This is a genomic window from Pseudomonas syringae group sp. 26L6 (assembly GCF_032587815.1).
GTDB classification, from domain to species: domain Bacteria; phylum Pseudomonadota; class Gammaproteobacteria; order Pseudomonadales; family Pseudomonadaceae; genus Aquipseudomonas; species Aquipseudomonas amygdali.
Genome location: NZ_JAWHPJ010000020.1, coordinates 120,899 through 142,218, shown reverse-complemented (window position 1 = coordinate 142,218; position 21,320 = coordinate 120,899). Strand labels below are relative to the sequence as shown.

The 21,320-nt window shown below is 57.7% G+C and carries 20 protein-coding genes; 15 read left to right on the top strand and 5 right to left on the bottom strand.

Going from position 1 to position 21,320, the window contains the following annotated elements:
- Window positions 1-29: 29 nt before the first annotated feature.
- Together RYA97_RS11575 and RYA97_RS11570 are read left to right on the top strand one after the other, a co-directional pair.
- Window positions 30-284 carry a succinate dehydrogenase assembly factor 2 gene (locus RYA97_RS11575; RefSeq protein ID WP_003378499.1) on the top strand — a complete coding sequence of 85 codons (255 nt, stop codon included), beginning with the start codon at window positions 30-32 and terminating at the stop codon, window positions 282-284.
- Window positions 268-732, top strand: coding sequence for a protein YgfX (locus RYA97_RS11570; protein WP_005746600.1), 465 nt, complete (start codon window positions 268-270; stop codon window positions 730-732). Before RYA97_RS11575 ends, RYA97_RS11570 begins: the two co-directional genes overlap by 17 nt.
- Here the strand turns inward: RYA97_RS11570 and nadB are convergent.
- Window positions 701-2,317 (bottom strand): L-aspartate oxidase, encoded by a 1,617-nt coding sequence (gene nadB, locus RYA97_RS11565; RefSeq protein WP_002554913.1) that lies wholly within the window; start codon window positions 2,315-2,317, stop codon window positions 701-703. The two genes, RYA97_RS11570 and nadB, sit on opposite strands and share 32 nt — an antisense overlap.
- A 497-nt stretch (window positions 2,318-2,814) precedes the next feature.
- Between nadB and rpoE the strand changes: the two genes are divergently transcribed.
- From rpoE to pdxJ, 11 genes are all read left to right on the top strand, one after another.
- Window positions 2,815-3,396 carry an RNA polymerase sigma factor RpoE gene (gene rpoE, locus RYA97_RS11560; protein WP_002554912.1) on the top strand — a complete coding sequence of 194 codons (582 nt, stop codon included), beginning with the start codon at window positions 2,815-2,817 and terminating at the stop codon, window positions 3,394-3,396.
- A 33-nt stretch (window positions 3,397-3,429) separates the two neighbouring features.
- Entirely contained in the window at window positions 3,430-4,020 is a 591-nt protein-coding gene (locus tag RYA97_RS11555; RefSeq protein ID WP_004658251.1) for an anti sigma-E factor RseA C-terminal domain-containing protein, read from the top strand.
- An 8-nt stretch (window positions 4,021-4,028) separates the two neighbouring features.
- The gene (locus RYA97_RS11550; RefSeq protein WP_005779219.1) at window positions 4,029-4,988 is read left to right on the top strand and encodes a MucB/RseB C-terminal domain-containing protein; all 960 of its coding nucleotides are present in this window, start codon (window positions 4,029-4,031) and stop codon (window positions 4,986-4,988) included.
- Window positions 4,989-5,286: 298 nt separating this feature from the next.
- On the top strand, window positions 5,287-6,711 hold the full coding sequence (locus RYA97_RS11545; RefSeq protein WP_225231702.1) for a DegQ family serine endoprotease: 1,425 nt from the start codon (window positions 5,287-5,289) through the stop codon (window positions 6,709-6,711).
- Between the two features lie 171 nt (window positions 6,712-6,882).
- On the top strand, window positions 6,883-8,679 hold the full coding sequence (lepA, locus tag RYA97_RS11540; protein ID WP_010200891.1) for a translation elongation factor 4: 1,797 nt from the start codon (window positions 6,883-6,885) through the stop codon (window positions 8,677-8,679).
- A 9-nt stretch (window positions 8,680-8,688) separates the two neighbouring features.
- Entirely contained in the window at window positions 8,689-9,543 is an 855-nt protein-coding gene (lepB, locus tag RYA97_RS11535; protein WP_002554908.1) for a signal peptidase I, read from the top strand.
- Between the two features lie 116 nt (window positions 9,544-9,659).
- Complete coding sequence (locus RYA97_RS11530) at window positions 9,660-10,037, top strand: DUF4845 domain-containing protein (protein ID WP_002554907.1); 378 nt, start codon at window positions 9,660-9,662, stop codon at window positions 10,035-10,037.
- A complete protein-coding gene (rnc, locus tag RYA97_RS11525; RefSeq protein ID WP_002554906.1) occupies window positions 10,034-10,723 on the top strand; it encodes a ribonuclease III in 690 nt (229 codons plus the stop codon). Before RYA97_RS11530 ends, rnc begins: the two co-directional genes overlap by 4 nt.
- On the top strand, window positions 10,716-11,618 hold the full coding sequence (era, locus tag RYA97_RS11520; RefSeq protein ID WP_003363707.1) for a GTPase Era: 903 nt from the start codon (window positions 10,716-10,718) through the stop codon (window positions 11,616-11,618). Before rnc ends, era begins: the two co-directional genes overlap by 8 nt.
- A gap of 59 nt (window positions 11,619-11,677) precedes the next feature.
- The gene (recO, locus tag RYA97_RS11515) at window positions 11,678-12,361 is read left to right on the top strand and encodes a DNA repair protein RecO (RefSeq protein WP_002554904.1); all 684 of its coding nucleotides are present in this window, start codon (window positions 11,678-11,680) and stop codon (window positions 12,359-12,361) included.
- Window positions 12,362-12,420: 59 nt separating this feature from the next.
- Window positions 12,421-13,161: a pyridoxine 5'-phosphate synthase gene (pdxJ, locus tag RYA97_RS11510; protein WP_005779232.1), complete on the top strand. Its 741-nt coding sequence runs from the start codon at window positions 12,421-12,423 to the stop codon at window positions 13,159-13,161.
- A gap of 9 nt (window positions 13,162-13,170) precedes the next feature.
- Here the strand turns inward: pdxJ and cmoB are convergent, their stop codons facing one another.
- The 4 genes from cmoB to lon all read right to left on the bottom strand — a co-directional run bounded on the left by cmoB (window position 13,171) and on the right by lon (window position 18,111).
- Window positions 13,171-14,130 (bottom strand): tRNA 5-methoxyuridine(34)/uridine 5-oxyacetic acid(34) synthase CmoB, encoded by a 960-nt coding sequence (cmoB, locus tag RYA97_RS11505; protein WP_002554902.1) that lies wholly within the window; start codon window positions 14,128-14,130, stop codon window positions 13,171-13,173.
- Window positions 14,127-14,870: a carboxy-S-adenosyl-L-methionine synthase CmoA gene (cmoA, locus tag RYA97_RS11500; protein ID WP_005735111.1), complete on the bottom strand. Its 744-nt coding sequence runs from the start codon at window positions 14,868-14,870 to the stop codon at window positions 14,127-14,129. The genes cmoB and cmoA overlap by 4 nt, the downstream gene beginning before the upstream one ends.
- A 100-nt stretch (window positions 14,871-14,970) precedes the next feature.
- Entirely contained in the window at window positions 14,971-15,363 is a 393-nt protein-coding gene (locus RYA97_RS11495; RefSeq protein WP_002554900.1) for a protease inhibitor I42 family protein, read from the bottom strand.
- 330 nt (window positions 15,364-15,693) lie between these two features.
- Entirely contained in the window at window positions 15,694-18,111 is a 2,418-nt protein-coding gene (gene lon, locus RYA97_RS11490) for an endopeptidase La (protein WP_005746592.1), read from the bottom strand.
- A gap of 182 nt (window positions 18,112-18,293) precedes the next feature.
- Between lon and RYA97_RS11485 the strand changes: the two genes are divergently transcribed.
- Together RYA97_RS11485 and RYA97_RS11480 are read left to right on the top strand one after the other, a co-directional pair.
- A complete protein-coding gene (locus RYA97_RS11485; protein WP_039847547.1) occupies window positions 18,294-18,968 on the top strand; it encodes a methylamine utilization protein in 675 nt (224 codons plus the stop codon).
- Window positions 18,965-21,319, top strand: coding sequence for an EAL domain-containing protein (locus RYA97_RS11480; protein ID WP_005779241.1), 2,355 nt, complete (start codon window positions 18,965-18,967; stop codon window positions 21,317-21,319). Before RYA97_RS11485 ends, RYA97_RS11480 begins: the two co-directional genes overlap by 4 nt.
- Window position 21,320: the final 1 nt, after the last annotated feature.

Here is a 21,320-nt window from a genome sequence, read left to right as displayed (position 1 = left end):
TACTTGCCGCCTACTTTGAGGAGCGCTCCATGGTCGAAGACGTCGAACTCAACCGCCTTTACTGGCACAGCCGCCGTGGCATGCTTGAACTGGACGTGCTGCTGGTGCCGTTTGTCCGGGAGGTCTATCCGCATTTGAATGACGTGGACCGCGATCTGTATCGCCGTTTGCTCACTTGTGAAGATCAGGACATGTTCGGCTGGTTCATGCAGCGCGCCGAGTCCGAGGATGCTGAATTGCAACGTATGGTTCGCATGATTCTGGATCGTGTCCAGCCCAAGTGATCGATTTGAATGTCACTGGCAGGCCTCGCGCCTGCTATTGACGGCGTATCTCGCCGTTCAGCTGCTGGCGCTGATCGCGTTGTTCTGGCTGAACATCGCTTCGTTGGCGTTGGCACTGGGTGTGCTGTTCTGCCTGATGCATGCTGCCTGGACGTTGCCGCGCTCGATCCTGCTCAGTCATCCGGCAGCCTTCACCGCGCTGAAGCGCGATCATCAAGGCTGGCAATTGTGGAATCAACGCGACGGCTGGCAGCCCGTGCAGTTATGTCCGGACAGCCTCGCGTTACCGTTGGTCGTGATTCTGCGTTTTCGCCCGATTATCGCAGGCCGGCCGGGCCGCTCGATAAAAAGCTGCTGCATCCCGCTTGATGCGCTCACGCCGGACACGCACCGGCGTCTGCGTGTGCGCCTGAAGTTCAGCCGACGTAAGTGGGCGGTACCAGAATAGTGTCCAGCGCCTCCGGCAGCATGTCGGGATAGTCCAGCGTGTAATGCAGGCCACGGCTTTCCTTGCGCTGCATGGCCGAGCAGATCATCAGTTCCGCCACCTGCGCCAGGTTGCGCAACTCGATCAGGTCACGGCTGACCTTGTAGTTGCTGTAGAACTCGTCGATCTCATCCAGTAACAAACGCACACGGTGCTGAGCACGTTGCAGGCGCTTGTTGGTACGCACAATGCCGACGTAGTCCCACATGAATCGTCTCAGTTCATCCCAGTTGTGCGCGATGATCACGTCTTCGTCCGAATCAGTGACCTGGCTGGCGTCCCAGGCCGGAAGGTCGGTGGGCATCTGTACGTCGGCCAGTTGCTGCTCGATGTCTGCCGCTGCCGAGCGGGCATACACGAAGCACTCCAGCAGTGAGTTGCTGGCCATGCGGTTGGCACCGTGCAGGCCGGTGAAGCTGGTCTCGCCGATGGCGTACAGGCCAGGCACGTCGGTGTGGCCCTTGCTGTCTACCATGACACCACCACAGGTGTAATGCGCTGCCGGGACCACCGGAATAGGCTGGCGAGTGATGTCGATGGAGAACTCCAGGCAGCGTTCGTAGACGGTTGGAAAGTGGGTTTTGATGAAGGCTTCCGGTTTGTGGCTGATGTCCAGATAGACGCAGTCGATACCCAGTCGCTTCATTTCGTGGTCTATCGCACGGGCAACAATATCGCGAGGGGCCAGTTCTGCCCGTTCGTCGAACCGTGGCATAAAACGTTCGCCGCTGGGCAACTTGAGGTAAGCGCCTTCACCGCGAAGTGCTTCGGTGATCAGAAAACTCTTGGCCTGGGGGTGATACAGGCAGGTAGGGTGAAATTGGTTGAATTCCAGATTCGCCACCCGGCAACCGGAACGCCAGGCCATGGCGATGCCATCGCCGCAGGCACCGTCGGGGTTGCTGGTGTACAGATAAACCTTGGCAGCGCCACCTGACGCGAGGATGGTAAAGCGCGCGCCGTAGGTGTCCACTTCACCGCTGTTGCGATTGAGTACATAAGCGCCCAGGCAGCGCTGGCCTTCCAGCCCGAGACGGCGTTCGGTGATCAGGTCGATGGCGGCGCGCTGTTCGAGCAGTTCGATGTTCGGCCGTTTACGGGCTTGTTCAAGCAGGGTACGAAAGATCGCTGCGCCTGTGGCATCGGCGGCGTGGATGATCCGCCTGTGGCTGTGGCCGCCTTCGCGTGTCAGGTGGAATTCAAAGCCGCTTTCGTCGGTATCTGCGTCATCGCCTCGAGTGAAAGGCACGCCCTGATCGATCAGCCACTGAATGGCCTCGCGGCTGTGCTCGACGGTGAAACGCACTGCTTCTTCGTTACAAAGGCCGCCGCCGGCATTCAGCGTGTCTTCAACATGAGACTGTACGGTATCGGTGTCATCCAGTACTGCTGCCACACCGCCCTGGGCCCAGAATGTCGAGCCATTGGCCAGATCGCCTTTGCTCAGCACTGCGATGCTCAGGTGTCCGGGAAGCGTCAGTGCCAGGCTCAATCCGGCAGCGCCACTGCCAATTACCAGTACGTCATGCTGAAAATGTTGACTCATCTGCGAATTCTGCCCTTGGCGACCACTAGTATAAGTATTGGGGTAACGGCACAATAGCCACGCCTACATGGCAATGTGAGACCACAGCGGGTATGGATTGTGCTCCAGTCCCGGATGTCATGCATATTGTTTTCCCTGTTATCTGTTACTGGAAATGCTCCAGTGCACTGATTTCAAAGAACTTTGTGCAGTCTGCGGCTCACGCCTGTGATTGTGCCAATGGAACTTTTTGCCAGGATCCATGCTCAATAGCAGGTTGCCTACACAGGAACAGCGTCGTTTTCGCAGGGTTAGATAAGTGATCATCAACTGCGAAACCGGCGACAAGACTATTCACGCAGCCGACCGTGTCGCGCTGCGTTTTTCGTGCAGGCTTTACGATGGCCCGCAGGAAACTTGCTTGAAGGGGGAGAACTTTTGCGAAAAGCCCGAGTCTATGTTTGCGAGCCTGAACAATGTCAGTTGCAGCACTCCTTCATGCTTAACGAGGAGTGTTCATGCTAACCCAGGAAGAGGATCAGCAGCTTGTCGAGCGCGTACAGCGTGGCGATACGCGAGCATTTGATCTGTTGGTGCTGAAGTATCAGCACAAAATTCTAGGGTTGATCGTGCGATTCGTGCACGACACCCATGAGGCTCAGGACGTTGCACAGGAAGCCTTTATCAAGGCTTACCGTGCTCTCGGAAACTTTCGCGGTGACAGTGCTTTTTATACTTGGCTGTATCGCATCGCCATTAACACGGCGAAAAACTATTTGGTGTCGCGAGGTCGGCGTCCACCGGATAGCGATGTAAGGTCTGAAGACGCGGAGTTCTACGACGGCGATCATGGCCTCAAGGACATCGAGTCGCCGGAACGTGCATTGTTGAGAGATGAGATCGAGGGCACCGTCCATCGGACCATCCAGCTTCTCCCAGAAGATTTACGTACGGCGCTAACTTTACGTGAATTCGATGGTCTGAGTTATGAAGACATTGCGAGCGTCATGCAGTGTCCTGTTGGTACCGTGCGCTCTCGGATCTTCCGCGCTCGGGAAGCCATCGATAAAGCCCTGCAGCCGTTGTTGCAGGAATCCTGAGACAGCGGCGATAGCCCAAGAGAGGAACCCGCCATGAGTCGTGAAGCCCTGCAGGAATCGCTGTCCGCGGTACTGGATAACGAAGCGGACGAACTGGAATTACGTCGGGTATTGAATGCCATTGACGATGCCGATACTCGCGCTACCTGGTCGCGTTACCAAGTTGCTCGTGCAGCTATGCACAAAGAGCTGCTGATCCCGCATCTGGATATTTCGGCTGCTGTATCTGCCGCGATCGCCGATGAAGTCAGCCCGCTCAAAGCAGCACGTGGACCTTGGCGCACGCTGGGTCGTCTGGCTGTTGCAGCGTCGGTTACCGTAGCCGTTCTGGCCGGTGTCCGCCTTTACAACCAGGACGATATCGCCGGTGCACAACTGGCACAGCAGACCCAACAGCCTGCCAACCTGACTGTTCCACAAGTGAAAGGCCCTGCCGTACTGGCTGGCTACACTGAAAGTACCGAGCAGGCGCCTGGCCCTATGGCCAACGGCGTGTTGCAGGGTGCTGGTCAAGGTGATCAACGTCTGCCTGGCTACCTGCGTCAGCACGCCCAGGAAGCAGCGTTGAAAGGTACTGAAAGCGCGCTGCCTTACGCACGTGCTGCGAGTCTGGAAAACCGTTAAGGAGGATCATGCGAGCCGTCCCTCTACTGCCATTACTGCTTGGTGGATGGCTTGCCCTCCCGGTACAGGCTGATGATGCGCAAGACGCAATCAATCGTCTTGCCAAGGTTGATCAGCAGCAGAGCTATCAAGGCACCTTTGTATACGAACGCAATGGTAGTTTTTCTACCCATCGAATCTGGCACCGCATAGCGGATGGGCATGTTCAGGAGCGTTTGTTGCAGCTTGATGGCTCTGCTCAGGAAGTTCTGCGTGTTGACGGGCTTACACAGTGCGTCAGCGGCACGCTTGAAGCGGGTGTGGCCAATCCGGCCGACTCATCTGCCCGCGCATTCGATGTCAAAAGACTTTCCGCCTGGTACGACATAAAAATTGTCGGAAAATCCAGAGTGGCCGGTCGTCAGGCTACTATCGTTGCGCTGTCCCCCAAGGACCAGCATCGATACGGCCTTGAACTTCACCTGGATAACGAAACCGGTCTTGTGCTCAAGTCGCTTCTGTTGAGCGAGAAGGGGCAACTGCTCGAACGTTTCCAGTTTACCGATCTTGATACCGCCGGCGTTCTGTCCGAGCAAATGCTCAAGACTAGCGCCGACTGCAAGCCCGTGTCTGTGTTGAAAGCCAAGCCTGAGCCGTCCATAAGTTCTGTGGCATGGCATTCTGATTGGCTGCCGCCTGGTTTCGACGTCAGCAGCAGTGGTGTGCGCAAGGACTCCTCCACGCAATCCTCCGTTACCCATCTGATGTATGGCGACGGTCTGGCGCGTTTTTCAGTGTTCATCGAGGCAGTGAAAGGCGGCGCATCTTCTGATATTCGCACTCAGCTAGGCCCGACAGTGGCGGTCTCGCGTCGTCTCACAACACCGCAGGGCGACATGATGGTGACGGTCGTCGGAGAAATACCGATGGGCACCGCCGAGCGTATAGCCTTGTCGATGCGTAACGACGAATCTTCAGCCAAAAAATAAACATTTGAAGTCACGAATTCCAGGATGTAAAAATTTTCATCCTGGGTTTCAAGAGTCGCCAGGGCGCATTCAACCTGGCCTGGGCGCAGGTACTGAAATGTTTGGTGAGGTTTGCACGTTGCAAAAACTCTGGTTTTTTTCTATAGGTCACAGCCTCGCAGCTTTGGCCTTTTGTCGTTTCCAGAGGCCATGTCGCTGATCCAGAGATGAGCATCGCTGCTTGAGGTCTTTGAGTCAGTTGCTTGTACTGCTTAATTTTTTGCTCGTTACCAACGGGAGCTATATGTCGATACCACGCATGAAGTCCTACTTTTCACTGATTGCCGCTGTGCTCATGCTCGGCCAGGTTGCTACGGCTCAAGCCGAGAACCTGCCGGATTTTACCGGGCTGGTCGAGCAGGCCTCGCCAGCAGTGGTGAATATCAGTACGCGCCAGAAACTGCCTGATCGCGCCGTAGCCAATCAGCAGATGCCTGACCTGGAAGGCTTGCCGCCCATGCTGCGCGAATTTCTCGAGCGCAGCATGCCGCCAGGGTCGCGTCCGCCCGGAGCTGGCAAGGGTGATCGTCAGCGCGAAGCCCAGTCACTGGGCTCGGGCTTTATCATTTCCCCCGATGGTTACATTCTGACCAATAATCATGTGATCGATGGTGCCGACGAGATTCTTGTGCGCCTTTCCGATCGCAGCGAGTTGAAAGCCAAGCTGATCGGTACCGACTCGCGCACCGACGTTGCGGTTCTGAAAATTGACGGCAAGGACCTCCCTACAGCGAAACTGGGCAACTCCAATACGCTCAAGGTGGGTGAGTGGGTGCTGGCGATCGGCTCGCCATTCGGCTTCGATCACTCCGTGACCAAAGGCATTGTCAGCGCCAAGGGTCGTAGTCTGCCAAACGACACGTATGTGCCGTTCATTCAGACTGACGTGGCCATCAACCCGGGTAACTCGGGTGGCCCGCTGTTCAACATGGCGGGTGAGGTAGTCGGGATCAACTCGCAGATATTTACCCGCTCCGGTGGTTTCATGGGGCTGTCGTTCGCGATTCCGATTGACGTCGCCATGGATGTGGCCAACCAGCTCAAGGCCAGCGGCAAAGTCAGCCGTGGCTGGTTGGGTGTGGTTATTCAGGAAGTGAACAAGGACCTTGCCGAATCGTTTGGTCTGGACAAGCCTGCCGGTGCGTTGGTTGCTCAGGTGCTTGAAGATGGCCCGGCTGCCAAGGGTGGCCTGCAGGTTGGCGACGTGATTCTGAGTGCCAACGGTCAGCCAATCATCATGTCGGCTGACCTGCCGCACTTGATAGGCAACCTCAAGGACGGCAGTAAGGCCGAACTTGAAGTGATTCGCGACGGCAAGCGTCAGAAGCTGACGGTCACTGTTGGCGCGCTGCCTGACGAAGGTCAGGAAATGGGCGATGTTGCTGGCACAGGCGCCGAACGCAGCAGCAACCGTCTGGGCGTGTCGGTGATCGAACTGACTGCCGAGCAGAAGAAATCCCTGGACCTCAAGGGCGGTGTGGCCATCAAGGAAGTCACAGGTGGTCCGGCTTCGCTGATTGGCCTGCAGCCGGGTGATGTGATCACTCATCTGAACAACCAGGCGATTACGTCCAGTAAGCAGTTCACTGAGGTGGCGAAAAGCCTGCCCAAGGATCGCTCTGTTTCGATGCGTGTTCTGCGTCAGGGCCGTGCGACCTTCATCACCTTCAAGCTGTCCGAGTAACAGGGCGGTTTGACCGGGAAGGGTGGCTGCGGCCACCCTTTTTTGTACCTGTTTGTTTACCTTGCGCCTATCCGGGTACCTGTAAGCGTGACGCCTCTTGCTTAGTTCAGGTACAATTCCCGGCTATTTTTCGGCGGGCAATCTGCCTGCAACCTTTTTGAGTGTTGATCCGTGAGTGATTTGAGTCATATCCGCAATTTCTCCATCATCGCCCACATTGACCATGGCAAGTCGACGCTGGCCGACCGCTTCATTCAAATGTGCGGTGGCCTGTCCGAGCGCGAAATGGAAGCCCAGGTGCTCGACTCCATGGATCTTGAGCGCGAGCGCGGGATCACCATCAAGGCCCATAGCGTTACCCTGTATTACAAGGCCAAAGACGGTATCACCTACCAGTTGAACTTCATTGACACCCCGGGGCACGTCGACTTCACCTATGAAGTCAGCCGTTCGCTGGCCGCGTGCGAAGGTGCATTGCTGGTGGTCGATGCAGGGCAGGGCGTCGAGGCTCAATCGGTCGCCAACTGCTACACCGCCATCGAGCAGGGCCTAGAGGTCATGCCGGTATTGAACAAGATGGACTTGCCGCAGGCCGATCCGGACCGCGTCAAGGAAGAGATCGAGAAGATCATCGGTATCGACGCCACCGATGCCGTGGCGTGCAGCGCCAAGAGCGGCATGGGCGTGGACGAGGTCCTCGAGCGTCTGGTAGCAACCATTCCCGCACCGACCGGCAACATCGAAGATCCGCTGCAAGCGTTGATCATCGATTCCTGGTTCGACAATTACCTGGGCGTCGTGTCTCTGGTGCGCGTGCGCCACGGTCGCGTCAAGAAAGGCGACAAGATCCTCGTCAAGTCCACCGGCAAGCTGCATCTGGTCGACAGCGTTGGCGTGTTCAACCCCAAGCACACGGCAACCGTTGATCTGAAAGCCGGCGAAGTGGGCTTTATCATTGCCGGCATCAAGGACATTCACGGCGCGCCGGTTGGTGACACCCTGACCCTGAGCACCACGCCCGATGTAGACGTGCTGCCCGGTTTCAAGCGTATCCAGCCTCAGGTATACGCCGGCCTGTTCCCGGTCAGCTCGGACGATTTCGAAGACTTCCGTGAAGCCCTGCAAAAGCTGACGCTGAATGACTCTTCGCTGCAATACCTGCCGGAAAGCTCCGATGCACTGGGCTTCGGCTTCCGTTGTGGCTTCCTCGGCATGCTCCACATGGAGATCATCCAGGAGCGTCTTGAGCGTGAATACAATCTCGACCTGATCACCACCGCGCCAACCGTAATCTTCGAGCTGTTGCTGAAGACCGGCGAAACGATTTATGTCGATAACCCGTCCAAACTGCCTGACCTGTCGTCCATCGAAGACATGCGCGAGCCTATCGTTCGCGCAAATATTCTTGTGCCGCAGGAGCACCTGGGCAACGTCATTACGTTGTGCATCGAAAAACGTGGCGTACAGCACGACATGCTGTTCCTCGGCACCCAGGTTCAGGTGAGCTACGATTTGCCGATGAACGAAGTGGTTCTGGACTTCTTCGATCGTCTCAAGTCTGTCAGCCGCGGTTATGCTTCCCTGGATTATCATTTTGATCGTTACCAGTCGGCCAACCTGGTCAAGCTCGACGTTCTGATCAACGCCGAGAAGGTCGATGCCCTGGCATTGATCGTTCACCGCGACAACGCTCATTACAAAGGGCGTGCGTTGACCGAGAAGATGAAAGAGCTGATCCCTCGACAAATGTTCGACGTGGCAATTCAGGCCGCCATTGGCGGTCAGATCGTGGCCCGGACAACCGTCAAGGCGCTTAGAAAGAACGTACTGGCCAAATGCTACGGCGGCGACGTCAGCCGCAAGCGTAAATTGCTGGAGAAGCAAAAGGCCGGTAAGAAACGCATGAAGCAGGTCGGTAACGTGGAAATTCCACAGGAAGCCTTCCTCGCAGTGCTCAGGTTGGAATAGTCAGGTCCTATGTCACTAAATTTTCCGCTGTTGTTGGTCATCGCTGTGTTCGTCTGTGGCGTGCTTGCACTGATTGATCTGGTCATCCTGGCGCCTCGTCGCCGGGCTGCCATTTCGAACTATCAGGGAAGCGTCGGCGAACCTGACATTGCTGTCGTAGAGCGCTTGAACAAAGAGCCTTTGCTGGTTGAGTACGGCAAATCGTTCTTTCCGGTGTTGTTTATCGTGCTGGTGCTCCGCTCGTTTCTGGTAGAGCCGTTCCAGATTCCTTCGGGCTCCATGAAGCCGACGCTGGATGTGGGTGATTTCATTCTGGTCAACAAGTTCGCTTATGGCATCCGCCTGCCGGTACTGGATCAGAAGGTCATCCAGCTCGGTGATCCGCAGCGTGGCGATGTGATGGTGTTCCGCTACCCAAGCGACCCAAGCGTCAACTACATCAAGCGTGTCGTCGGTCTGCCGGGTGATCGCATTCGCTATACCAGCGACAAGCGGTTGTTCATCAACGGTGAGCTGGTTGCCAAGAAGCTGATCGGCACCGAGCCCGGTACACTGGGCAGTGCAGAACTGTACGAAGAACAACTGGGCGCAGTCGAACATCAGATCCGTCAGGAAATGAGCCGATACCGCGCGCCGCCTGACAGTGAATGGACGGTGCCTGCTGCGCACTACTTCATGATGGGCGACAACCGCGACAACTCGAATGACAGCCGTTATTGGGATGATCCCAATATTCCCAAGGACGAACTGGGCATGGTCCCGGACAAGAACATCGTAGGCAAGGCGTTCGCCGTCTGGATGAGCTGGCCGGAGCCGAAATTGAGCCACTTCCCTAATTTTGCACGCGTAGGGTTGATCAAGTAATCGATGCGGCGCTGCCTGGAGCAGCGCCGTATGTCATTTGGGCTGACTGGAAACGCCTCTGAACCCTGAGTCGACCCGGTCGGGCAGGCAGTGAACTCTCGAGGTTGAAGTCGAACATGACGTTCTCTACTTCTCAAAAAGGTTTTTCGCTAGTGGGATGGCTGTTGGTGCTGGCGCTTGTCGCGTTCGCGACGAGCACGGCCTTCAAGCTGGTCCCGCATTACCTCGACTATATGACGATGAAGAAAATCATCGAAACGGTCGACACCAATCAGGCCCTGGACATTACCACGGTCGACGATTTCTACGGTTATGTCGGTAAGAACATGCAGGTCAACAGCATTCGGGATATAGATTTGAACAAGGCGTTGAAAGTGACGGTGGAGAACAATGCGTTCAAGGCTCATTTGAACTATGAGCAGCGTGAACCGTGGTTCCAGAACATCGATCTGGTGATGAAGTTCGACAAGCAATTCAGTGTGGGTAAACCGTGAGCGTATCCTTGAGCCGCCTTGAGCGTCAGCTCGGCTATACCTTCAAGGATCAGGAACTGATGGTCCTGGCCCTGACCCATCGCAGTTTTGCCGGTCGCAACAACGAGCGTCTGGAATTTCTCGGTGATGCCATTCTCAACTTCGTGGCGGGCGAGGCGTTGTTCGAACGCTTCCCTCAGGCCCGCGAAGGCCAGTTGTCGCGCTTGCGTGCGCGCCTGGTGAAGGGTGAAACCCTTGCATTGCTGGCCCGTGGTTTCGATCTGGGCGAGTACCTTCGCCTGGGGTCCGGCGAGCTGAAAAGCGGTGGTTTCCGTCGCGAGTCGATTCTCGCCGACGCCCTTGAAGCGCTGATCGGGGCGATCTACCTGGACGCTGGCATGGAGGCTGCGCGCGAGCGTGTTCTGGCCTGGCTGACAACCGAGTTCGACAGCCTGACGCTGGTAGACACCAACAAGGACCCCAAGACCCGACTGCAGGAATTTCTCCAGTCGCGGGCCTGCGAACTGCCGCGTTACGAGGTGGTGGATATCCAGGGTGAACCGCATTGCCGGACGTTTTTCGTCGAATGCGAGATCAACCTATTGAATGAAAAAAGCCGAGGACAGGGTGTCAGCCGCCGGATTGCCGAACAGGTAGCCGCAGCAGCAGCACTTATTGCCCTGGGCGTGGAGAACGGTCATGAATGATACAACCGCAACACGCTGTGGCTATGTTGCCATTGTCGGCCGTCCCAACGTAGGCAAGTCCACGCTGCTCAACCATATTCTGGGTCAAAAGCTGGCGATCACCTCGCGCAAGCCGCAGACCACGCGTCACAACATGCTCGGGATCAAGACCGAGGGTGCCGTGCAGGCGATCTATGTCGACACTCCCGGCATGCACAAGAATGGCGAGAAAGCGCTCAACCGCTACATGAACAAGACTGCTTCGGCTGCGTTGAAAGACGTCGACGTGGTGATCTTCGTCGTGGATCGCACCCGCTGGACCGACGAAGACCAGATGGTTCTGGAGCGTGTTCAGTACGTGCAAGGCCCGGTCATTCTGGCGATCAACAAAACCGATCGCATTGAAGACAAGAGCGATCTGATGCCGCACCTGGAGTGGCTGCAAGGCCAACTGCCGAATGCGTCCATCGTGCCTATCTCCGCGCAGCATGGCCACAACCTGGAAGCGCTGGAAAGCCTGATTGCCTCGCACCTGCCCGAAAATGATCACTTCTTCCCGGAAGATCAGATCACTGATCGCAGCAGCCGCTTTCTGGCTGCCGAGCTGGTTCGCGAGAAGATCATGCGTCAGTTGGGTGCCGAGCTTCCGTACCAGATCACTGTCGAGATCGAAGAGTTCAAGCAGCAGGGCCGCACCCTGCATATCCATGCGCTGATTCTCGTCGAGCGTGACGGGCAGAAGAAAATCATCATTGGCGACAAGGGCGACCGTATCAAGCGCATTGGCAGTGATGCGCGTCGCGACATGGAGCTGCTGTTCGACTCCAAAGTCATGCTTAACCTGTGGGTCAAGGTCAAAGGTGGCTGGTCCGATGACGAGCGCGCCCTTCGCTCGCTCGGCTACGGCGACCTCTAAGCTGCCCTTTCGCCTGACCCTCTGCGGTTGGGCGAACACTTCTCTTTCGAGCCAGCCTGATGAGCGCGCCCACCGGCCAACCTGCTTATGTGCTCCATAGCCGTGCGTATCGCGAAAACAGCGCGCTGGTCGATTTCCTCACGCCCCAAGGGCGGCTACGTGCAGTGCTACGCAGTGCCAAAGGCAAGGCAGGCTCGCTGGCACGTCCGTTCGTGCCGCTTGAAGTCGAGTTTCGAGGGCGTGGCGAACTCAAGAATGTCGGCCGCATGGAAAGCGCAGGCGTTGCTACCTGGATGACCGGCGAGGCGCTGTTCAGCGGCATGTACCTCAACGAACTGCTGATTCGCCTGTTGCCTGCCGAAGATCCGCATCCAGCCGTATTCGAACATTACGCCGCCACATTGCTGGCCCTCGCGCTGGGCCGTCCGCTGGAACCTTTGCTGCGTTCGTTCGAATGGCGGTTGCTGGATGATCTGGGCTACGGCTTTGCCATGGACGCCGACATCAACGGCGAGCCGCTGGCAATTGATGGCATGTACCGCCTGCAAGTGGATGCCGGGCTTGAGCGTGTTTACCTGCTTCAGCCCGGCCTGTTTCAAGGCGCAGAATTGCTGGCCATGTCCGAAGCGGACTGGAGCGTCCCCGGTGCGTTGTCTGCTGCCAAGCGTCTGATGCGTCAGGCGTTGGCGGTACACTTGGGCGGTCGCCCGTTAGTCAGTCGTGAACTGTTTCGCAAGCCTTGATCAGGCTTTATTCTCTACAGCCTGCTTCGACCAGCTCGCTCATTTTTCTGGAGACCACCGTGACCCAAAGCACTCGCATCCTTCTCGGCGTGAATATCGACCATGTAGCCACCTTGCGTCAGGCCCGTGGCACGCGCTATCCGGACCCGGTCAAGGCCGCACTGGACGCCGAAGAGGCAGGTGCCGACGGCATCACCGTTCACCTGCGTGAAGACCGCCGGCATATTCAGGAACGTGACGTCTTGCTGCTCAAGGACGTGCTGCAGACCCGCATGAATTTCGAGATGGGCGTGACCGAAGAAATGCTCGCGTTTGCCGAGCGCATTCGTCCTGCGCATATCTGCCTGGTGCCGGAGACACGCCAGGAGCTGACTACCGAAGGCGGGCTGGACGTCGCGGGCCAGGAAGCGCGGATCAAGTCAGCGGTCGAGCGGCTGGCGAAAATCGGCTGCGAGGTCTCGTTGTTTATCGACGCCGATGAGCGCCAGATCGCCGCTTCAAAGCGCGTCGGTGCACCTGCCATTGAACTGCATACCGGTCGCTATGCCGATGCTCAGACCCCGACTGAAGTCGCCGAAGAACTGCAGCGAATAGCCGATGGAGTAGCGTTCGGCGTAGCTCAGGGCCTGATCGTCAACGCCGGTCACGGCCTGCATTATCATAACGTCGAAGCAGTCGCCGCGATCAAAGGCATCAACGAACTGAACATCGGCCACGCGTTGGTGGCTCATGCTCTGTTCGTAGGGTTCAAAGCGGCGGTGGCAGAAATGAAAGCGCTGATCGTGGCGGCCGCTCGGTAGTCGTCCTGATCAAGGCTTGCGCCCCACAATCACAGCGCGCATCGGCGCTGGCAAGCCTTCGACGGTCTTGCTGTGATCGGCAGGGTCCAGATAGTCGCTCAGTGACTGGAAGCGCATCCATTCGGTGCTGCGCTGTTCCTCGATCGTCGTATGGCTGACGTCGACGCAGCGCACGTCGGTGAAACCGGCGCGGCGCATCCACAGTTCCAGCGCGGGCACCGACGGCAGGAACCAGACATTGCGCATCTGTGCGTAACGGTCCTCCGGCACCAGCACCTGATGAACATCGCCCGGCACTACCAAAGTTTCCATCACCAGCTCGCCGCCTTTTACCAGGCAGTCTTTCAAGGCCAGCAAATGGTCGATGGGCGATTTGCGGTGATACAGCACGCCCATTGAGAACACCGTATCGAAGCCTTCCAGGTTGGCTGGCAAGTCCTCAAGTGCGAAGGGCAGATGCCAGGCAGGAAGGTCAGGCAGGTAGCGCTGCATGGCCTGAAACTGGCAGAAGAACAGCCAGTTGGGGTCAACACCAATCACGCTGTCAGCCCCTGCACCGAGCATGCGCCACTGGTAATAGCCGTTGCCGCAACCAACATCCAGAACCCGTTTGCCCTTCAGGTCCAGATGCGGCGATACCCGTGACCACTTCCAGTCCGAGCGCCATTCGGTGTCGATATGTACGCCGAACACATTGAACGGCCCTTTGCGCCAAGGCGACAGGCCTAATAACGCCTTGCGCAGCACGGTTCGGGTTTCGCCGTTGCACTCGGCTTGCAGGGTAAAGCTATCGAGCAGATCGATTCGCTCGGGTTGCAGGTCTGGAAGCGCGTCCAGCGCACTTTGCCAGCGCTGCAAGTCACCATGACCCTTGGCCATTTTCGTATCAAGCTGGGCTTGCAAGCCGTTTGCCCAATCAGCCAGAGGTGTTCCCGCCAGACGGCGGACAAGAGGAGCGAGATCAATCATGGCAGGGCAATCAACGAGGTGAAGTTAAGGCATTGAAACCAGGGCACCACCTTGGAAAAACCGGCGGCGAGCAGACGTTGGCGATGTTCTTCCAGGCTGTCGGGCTTCATCACGTTTTCGATGGCACTGCGCTTCTGGGCAATTTCCAGATCGCTGTAGCCGTTGGCGCGCTTGAAAGCGATGTGCAGATCCGTCAGCAGCGCATGCTCCTGTTCGTCATCAAAACGCAGTTTCTCCGAAAGGATCAACGCGCCGCCTGGCACCAGCGCATCACGAATGCGCCCGAGCAATGTCAGACGCTGCTCGGGGGCAATGAATTGCAGGGTGAAGTTAAGCGCGACCACCGACGCGGGCTTGAACTCCAGCGCCAGAATGTCACCTTCGATGACCTGCACCGGCAACAGCTCCTGAAACATGGAGTTCTGCGCATTGAGGTACTCACGGCAGCGCTCGACCATCGCACTGGAGTTATCTATCGCAATGACTTCACAGCCTTCGCTGCGTACATGGCGACGCAAGGCTTGAGTCACGGCACCCAGCGAACTGCCAAGGTCGTAAAGTACGGTATCCGGCTGGGCGAACTGCGCGGCAAGTACGCCGAGGTTTTCGACAATCGTCGGATAGCCGGGCACCGAGCGTTTGATCATGTCCGGGAAGACCCGCACCACGTCTTCGTTGAAGGCGAAGTCAGGCACCTGGGCCAGTGGCTGGGCGAAAATGCGGTCGGTTTCTTTGCTCACGGCGGTTCCGGCGAAGGCTTTGAAAAGCGGGCATTCTAGCCAAGTTGTCGCCGTGATGCATGGTGCAGCGCGTGCCTTCGGACAAGCCGCGGGCAAACGGTCAGTTCACCGTGATTGCGCATTCGAAAGTCTGCTCCGGCGCCACTTCCGGAGCCCACGGCTGTTGGTAGGTCATCACCAGTCGTCCGGTGCCTGCGTCGGTTGCCTTGTAGCGCCAGACTGACTGCCCGCCGCTGCCGACCATCTCCTTGCTCTCGGCGTTGGCATACACCTCCGGCCCGAGGCTGCGCAGGATGTTCTGCGCCGGGTTTTGGGTCAGCCAGCGAAAGCCGGTTGTCGGGTTGCTGGGCAGGGTGAGGATCAGCGTCTGTCCGCTCTGGAGCGTCAGTGGGCAGTCGTTTTCAGCCTCAATGGACACGATGTTTTTCGGTGTTTGCGCGCACGCCGTCAGCAGCGCAAGGCTCAACGGTGCAAGGAAACGGGCAGGGGTCATGGCAAGTTCCGGTTTTGCGAGACGAGGCGCAAGGATAACCGATCAGGGTTTTAGGGGGGAGTACGGCAGGTATACCGCTCAGGATCGGAATCAGTTGATCAGATCAGATAGTCAAGGCCGTGGGAGCGGACTTGTCCGCGAAAGAGCCAGTATGATCGCCGAAAATACGTCGTCTGAAGCATCGTCTTCGCGGACAAGCCCGCTCCCACGCCCTGCGGGCAGAAGTCCCATTGTGGGTCAGATCATTCAGCGTTAAACACACGTCCGCTTTTGATTCTGCCCGAAGGGCGCGGGAGCGAGTCAGTGTGAGACGTGCCCCCGCATCAATCTTTAAAACAACACCTTCACCACATCTGCAAAGCGTTTGGCAAAGTGAACGGTGATACCTTCCTTGAGATAGTCCGGCAGTTCTTCGAAGTTGCCACGGTTAGGTTCCGGAAGGATCAGTTCGTGAATCTTCTGACGTCGCGCGGCAATGACTTTCTCGCGCACCCCGCCGATAGGCAATACGTGCCCGGTCAGGGTCAGTTCGCCGGTCATGGCCACGCCTTTTTTCGGCGGTTGGTTACGCGCCAGGGACAGCAGGGCGCTGGCCATGGTAACGCCCGCGCTAGGGCCATCTTTCGGGGTTGCACCTTCGGGAACGTGTACGTGTACAAACGCTTCATCGAAGAACTTCGCGTCGCCGCCAAACTTCGACAGGTTGGCGCTGACGTAGCTGTAGGCAATTTCAGCCGACTCTTTCATGACATCGCCCAGTTGCCCGGTCAGTTTGAAGCCGCGATTCAGGGTGTGAATGCGCGTTGCTTCAATCGGTAACGTCGCGCCGCCCATACTGGTCCAGGCCAGGCCTGTGATCACACCGGTGCCCGACAGCACCTGTTCGCTGCGAAACACCGGCATGCCCAATGACGCTTCAAGGTCTTTCGGGCCGATCTTGATCACCGAGTCAGGCGTATCCAGCAGTTTGACCACCGCTTTGCGCACCAGCTTGCCCAGTTGTTTTTCCAGATGCCGCACACCGGCTTCGCGAGCGTAGCCTTCGATGACGGCGCGCAGGGCGCTGTCGCTGATGCTCAGCTTGCTTTTGGCAACACCGGCTTTCTCCAATTGCTTTGGCCACAGGTGGCGTTTGGCAATCGCAAGCTTCTCTTCAGTGATATAGCCGGACAGGCGAATCACTTCCATGCGGTCAAGGAGCGGGCCGGGGATTGAGTCCAAGGTGTTGGCGGTGCACACGAACAGGACTTTGGAAAGGTCCAGACGCAGGTCCAGGTAGTGATCGAGGAATTCGACGTTCTGTTCCGGGTCCAGGGTTTCCAGCAGCGCAGACGCCGGGTCGCCCTGGTAGCTTTGGCCCATCTTGTCGATTTCATCGAGCATGATGACCGGGTTCATGACTTCTACATCCTTCAGCGCCTGCACCAGCTTGCCTGGCTGGGCGCCGATGTAGGTACGGCGGTGGCCCTTGATTTCGGCCTCGTCGCGCATGCCGCCCACGCTCAGTCGATAGAATGGTCGCCCCAGCGACTCGGCAATCGAGCGGCCGACGCTGGTCTTGCCGACACCCGGTGGGCCCACCAGCAGGACGATCGAGCCGCTGATCTCGCCTTTATAGGCACCCACTGCAAGAAACTCGAGAATGCGCGCCTTGATGTCATCCAGGCCGGCATGGTGTTGATCGAGCACTTTACGAGCGTGCTTGAGGTCCAGTTTGTCTTCGCCGTAGACACCCCACGGCAACGAACTGGTCCAGTCCAGATAATTACGCGTCACGGCGTATTCCGGCGAGCCGGTTTCCAGCACCTTGAGCTTGCCTATTTCTTCGTCGAACTTCTTGCGCGCCTGCGGTGGCAGGGTCTTGCCTTCCAGTCGCTGTTCGAACTGTTCGATGTCGGCACTACGGTCGTCCTTGCTCAGCCCCAGCTCCTGCTGAATAACCTTGAGCTGCTCCTTGAGGAAGAACTGACGCTGATGCTCGCCGATCTTGCGATTGACCTCGGCAGAAATTTCCTTCTGCAGGCGGGCGACCTCGACTTCCTTGCGCAGCATCGGCAGGACTTTCTCCATGCGCCTGAGCATCGGCACACAGTCGAGTACCTCTTGCAGCTCGACGCCGGTGGCCGAAGTAAGGGCCGCGGCGAAGTCGGTGAGCGGCGAAGGATCATTGGGGCTGAAGCGGTTGAGGTAATTCTTCAGCTCTTCGCTGTACAGCGGGTTGAGCGGCAGCAGCTCTTTGATCGCGTTGATCAAAGCCATGCCGTAAGCCTTCACCTCGTCAGTCGGATCGTTGGGTTGCTGCGGGTATTCAACTTCCACCAGATACGGTGGGCGGTGATGCTTGAGCCAGGTACGAATGCGCACACGGCTCAAGCCTTGCGCCACAAACTGCAACCGGCCATTTTCGCGGCTGGCGTGGTGAACCTTGACCAGAGTGCCGTACTCGGGAAGCGCATCGGTCTTGAAGTGGCGCGGGTCTTCCTGAGGAGTGTCCATAAAGAACAACGCCAGTGAATGGTGCTCCGACTTACTGACCAGTTCCAGCGTTTCGGCCCACGGTTCTTCGTTGACGATAACCGGCAAGACCTGCGCCGGAAAGAACGGACGGTTGTGGATCGGGATGATGTAAACCTTGTCGGGCAGGTTCTGGCCGGGCAAGGCAAGCGAGGTGCTGTCGGAGCTCAGAGACACGTCGTGCTCGTCTGCGTCATCGGGCAAATCTGGCGAGTCTGTCTGCTGGTCGCTCATGGGGCACCTGAGAAGTTGAACATGCTTCTTAGATGGGGCAGCAGCCCTCAGGTTTCAATAGTCTTGGTCGATAGTCTGTAAAGCGGTTGCAAAACTGTCATTTATTAGTTGTTGGTCCAGTCCGTGCTGACCAGCGCTGGCTTATTTCATTTACGGCGCTGCCGTTATGGGTTGAATCAGGTATGACCAACGTATTTATTTCGGCATTACTGGCTGGACTATGGATGGCATCGGCTGCGAATGCATCGGCTTCTACCTTTACCGCGCAGGTACTCGACAAGCAGGGCAAGCCCCTCGCAGATGCAGTAGTGACGCTCAAAGGCCCGACTGATCCGTCGCCCGCAGTGCTTAAGGCTGCCATGGACCAGCGCGACCAGGAGTTTGCACCGCATGTGCTGGCGGTACACACCGGCACGCAGGTCAAGTTTCCCAACAGCGACAACATCCGCCATCAGGTTTATTCCTTTTCCCCGGCCAAGCGTTTCGAGTTGCGACTTTACGAAGGCACCCCCTCGGAACCGCTGTTGTTCGACAAGCCTGGTGTGGTAGTGCTGGGCTGCAACATCCATGACTGGATGGTCGGCTACATCTATGTCACGGACGAACCCTGGTTCGGCGTGACGGACAGCAATGGCCTGCTCAAACTCGATCAGGTGCCAGCCGGACACTACGCTGCCACGCTCTGGCATCCGCAAATTGAAGACATGCAGCCTGTATCGGGCGGTGAATTCGATGTGCCCGCATCGGGCCTCACCCAGCGTTTCAACCTCGCGGTCGAAGTGAAAGCCGAGGATAAACCTGGCAAGCCGGCCCCCGGCGGTTTCGGCGACGCTTTTCACAAGGCCGCACATGAATGAAATTTAAAGCCAGCTTTCAGGCGCGCATCGCCGGGGTTCTGATTGCCCTGTTGCTGATTGTCGTGGGCGCAGTCTTTCTCGCGGTCAAGGTTGCGACCGACGACGCGGTGCGCACTCAGGCCCAGGCGCAGCTGGAAGTGGGTAGCCGTGTGTTCGAGCGGCTGATTGATCTGCGCGGCAAGCGTCTGCGTGACGCCGTGCAACTGTTGGCGGCCGACTTCGGGTTTCGTGATGCTGTAGCGAGTGCCGATTCATCGACCATTCGATCGGTATTGCTCAATCATGGCAAACGCATCAACGCCAGCGATATGTTCCTGCTGGGCATGGATGGCGTGGTGGTTGCCAGTACCGAGACAGCGGTGCCGGAGGGGTCCAGGTTTGTCTATGACCAGGCGCTGCGCAACGCCAAGCGTGCCGGTCAGTCAGTGCTTATTATTCCGGGTGGCGGAATACCTCATTTGCTGGTGGAAAGTACCGTGCTTGCGCCGTTGCCGATAGGCCGCGTGGTGATGGGCTTCACCATCGACAGTGGCATTGCCGAAGAGCTGCGTTCTCTCAGTGGGCTGGAAGTGTCGTTTCTCACGGTGGAAAACGGTCAGTCCGGGGAACTGATCAGCACCCAGCCGAAAGCCTTGTACGCTGGTCTGATCGAGCTGATGCGCAGTTCCTCTGAAGGGCAGATGCTGCTGACCGAGCAAGCGAACCTCAACTTTCTCAGTCAAACGCTGATGCTGGCCAAAAGCAGCAATGGCGACGACGGACAAGTGATCGCGCTGTTGCAGAGCCCGCTGGACAAGGCTTATCAAGCGTTTGCACCGCTGAATGAAAAGATTTTCTGGATTTCCATGATCGCATTGCTGGCGTCGCTGCTGGGTACGCTGGCGCTGGCCCGCAGCGTGTCGCTGCCGGTGCAGGAGTTGGCTATTGCGGCCAAACGTATTGGCGATGGTGACTATAAAACGCCGGTAACCCTGGTGCGCAGTGACGAATTGGGCATGCTCGCCGACGCGATCAACACCATGCAACAGGGCATCGCCGTGCGCGAAGGGCAGTTGGCTCACAACGCTCTGCACGACAACCTGACCGGCCTGCCCAATCGAGCGTTGGTGATGGAACGTCTTGGCAGTTTGATTGCGGCAAATCGCACGGTCGCCTTGCTGTACCTAGGCATCGAGAACCTGGCCACGATCAACGAAAGTGCGGGTGCCGAAGGCGTTGAGCAACTGTTACGCCAGTTGGGGCAGCGTTTGCAGGGCAATTTGCGGTCTGGCGACACGGTGGCACGGCTGAGTGCCAACGAGTTCTTGCTGTTGCTGGACAACACTGCCAGTGACGGCGCGGTGGGCATGGCCGACGCCGTGCAGCGTTTGCTCAGCGAGCCGCAACGTATCGACAACCATGATCTGATGCTTGAGTGCTGCATAGGCATCACGGTTTATCCGGAACACGGTGATTCGGCTCAGGAACTGGTCAACCGTGCGGCGATTGCACGCAAGGACGCAGCGTTCATTCCCGGTCGCCTGCAGATCTACCAGGACGGACGTGACCTCGCTCACCAGCGTCAGATATGTCTGATCCGCGACCTGCGCAAGGCTCCGCAGAATGGCGAACTGATGCTCCATTACCAACCCAAACTGGATATCCGTCAGGGCTATGTTCGTCAGGCGGAAGCCCTGCTGCGCTGGACTCACCCGCGCTTTGGCAATGTTTCGCCAGCCGAATTCATTGTGCTCGCCGAGCGCACCGGCAGTATCAACCTGCTGACTAACTGGGTTATCGAAGAGGCAATGCGTCAGTTGGCCGAATGGCGCCAGCGCGGTCTGGTGCTGCAGGTATCGGTCAACATTTCCGCCGACGACCTGCTGGGCGACGATCTGGCCGGTTATGTCATGAAACTGCTCAAGCAATACGCGGTGCCTGCCGAACAACTGGTATTTGAGATAACCGAGAGCGCGGTCATGAGCGAGCCGGAGAAAGCCCTGGTGGTTCTGCATCGTCTACGCGACTGCGGTATCAGCCTGTCGGTCGATGACTTCGGCACCGGTTACTCGTCACTGGCCCACTTGAAGCGTCTGCCAGTGCAGGAGTTGAAAATCGACCAGTCTTTCGTGCGCAACCTGGATGAAACCAGCGAAGACGCGGTGATCGTGCGGTCGACCATCGAAATGAGCCATAACCTCGGACTCAAGGTGGTGGCAGAGGGTGTCGAGTACCAACACAGTCTGGACCTGCTCCGGCGTTGGCATTGCGATACGGCCCAGGGTTACCTGATCAGTCGGCCGCTGACGGCGTCAGCATTTGAGGCATGGATTGCTACGTATCAGGCATCACCCAGTCTTATGGTGAATTAAT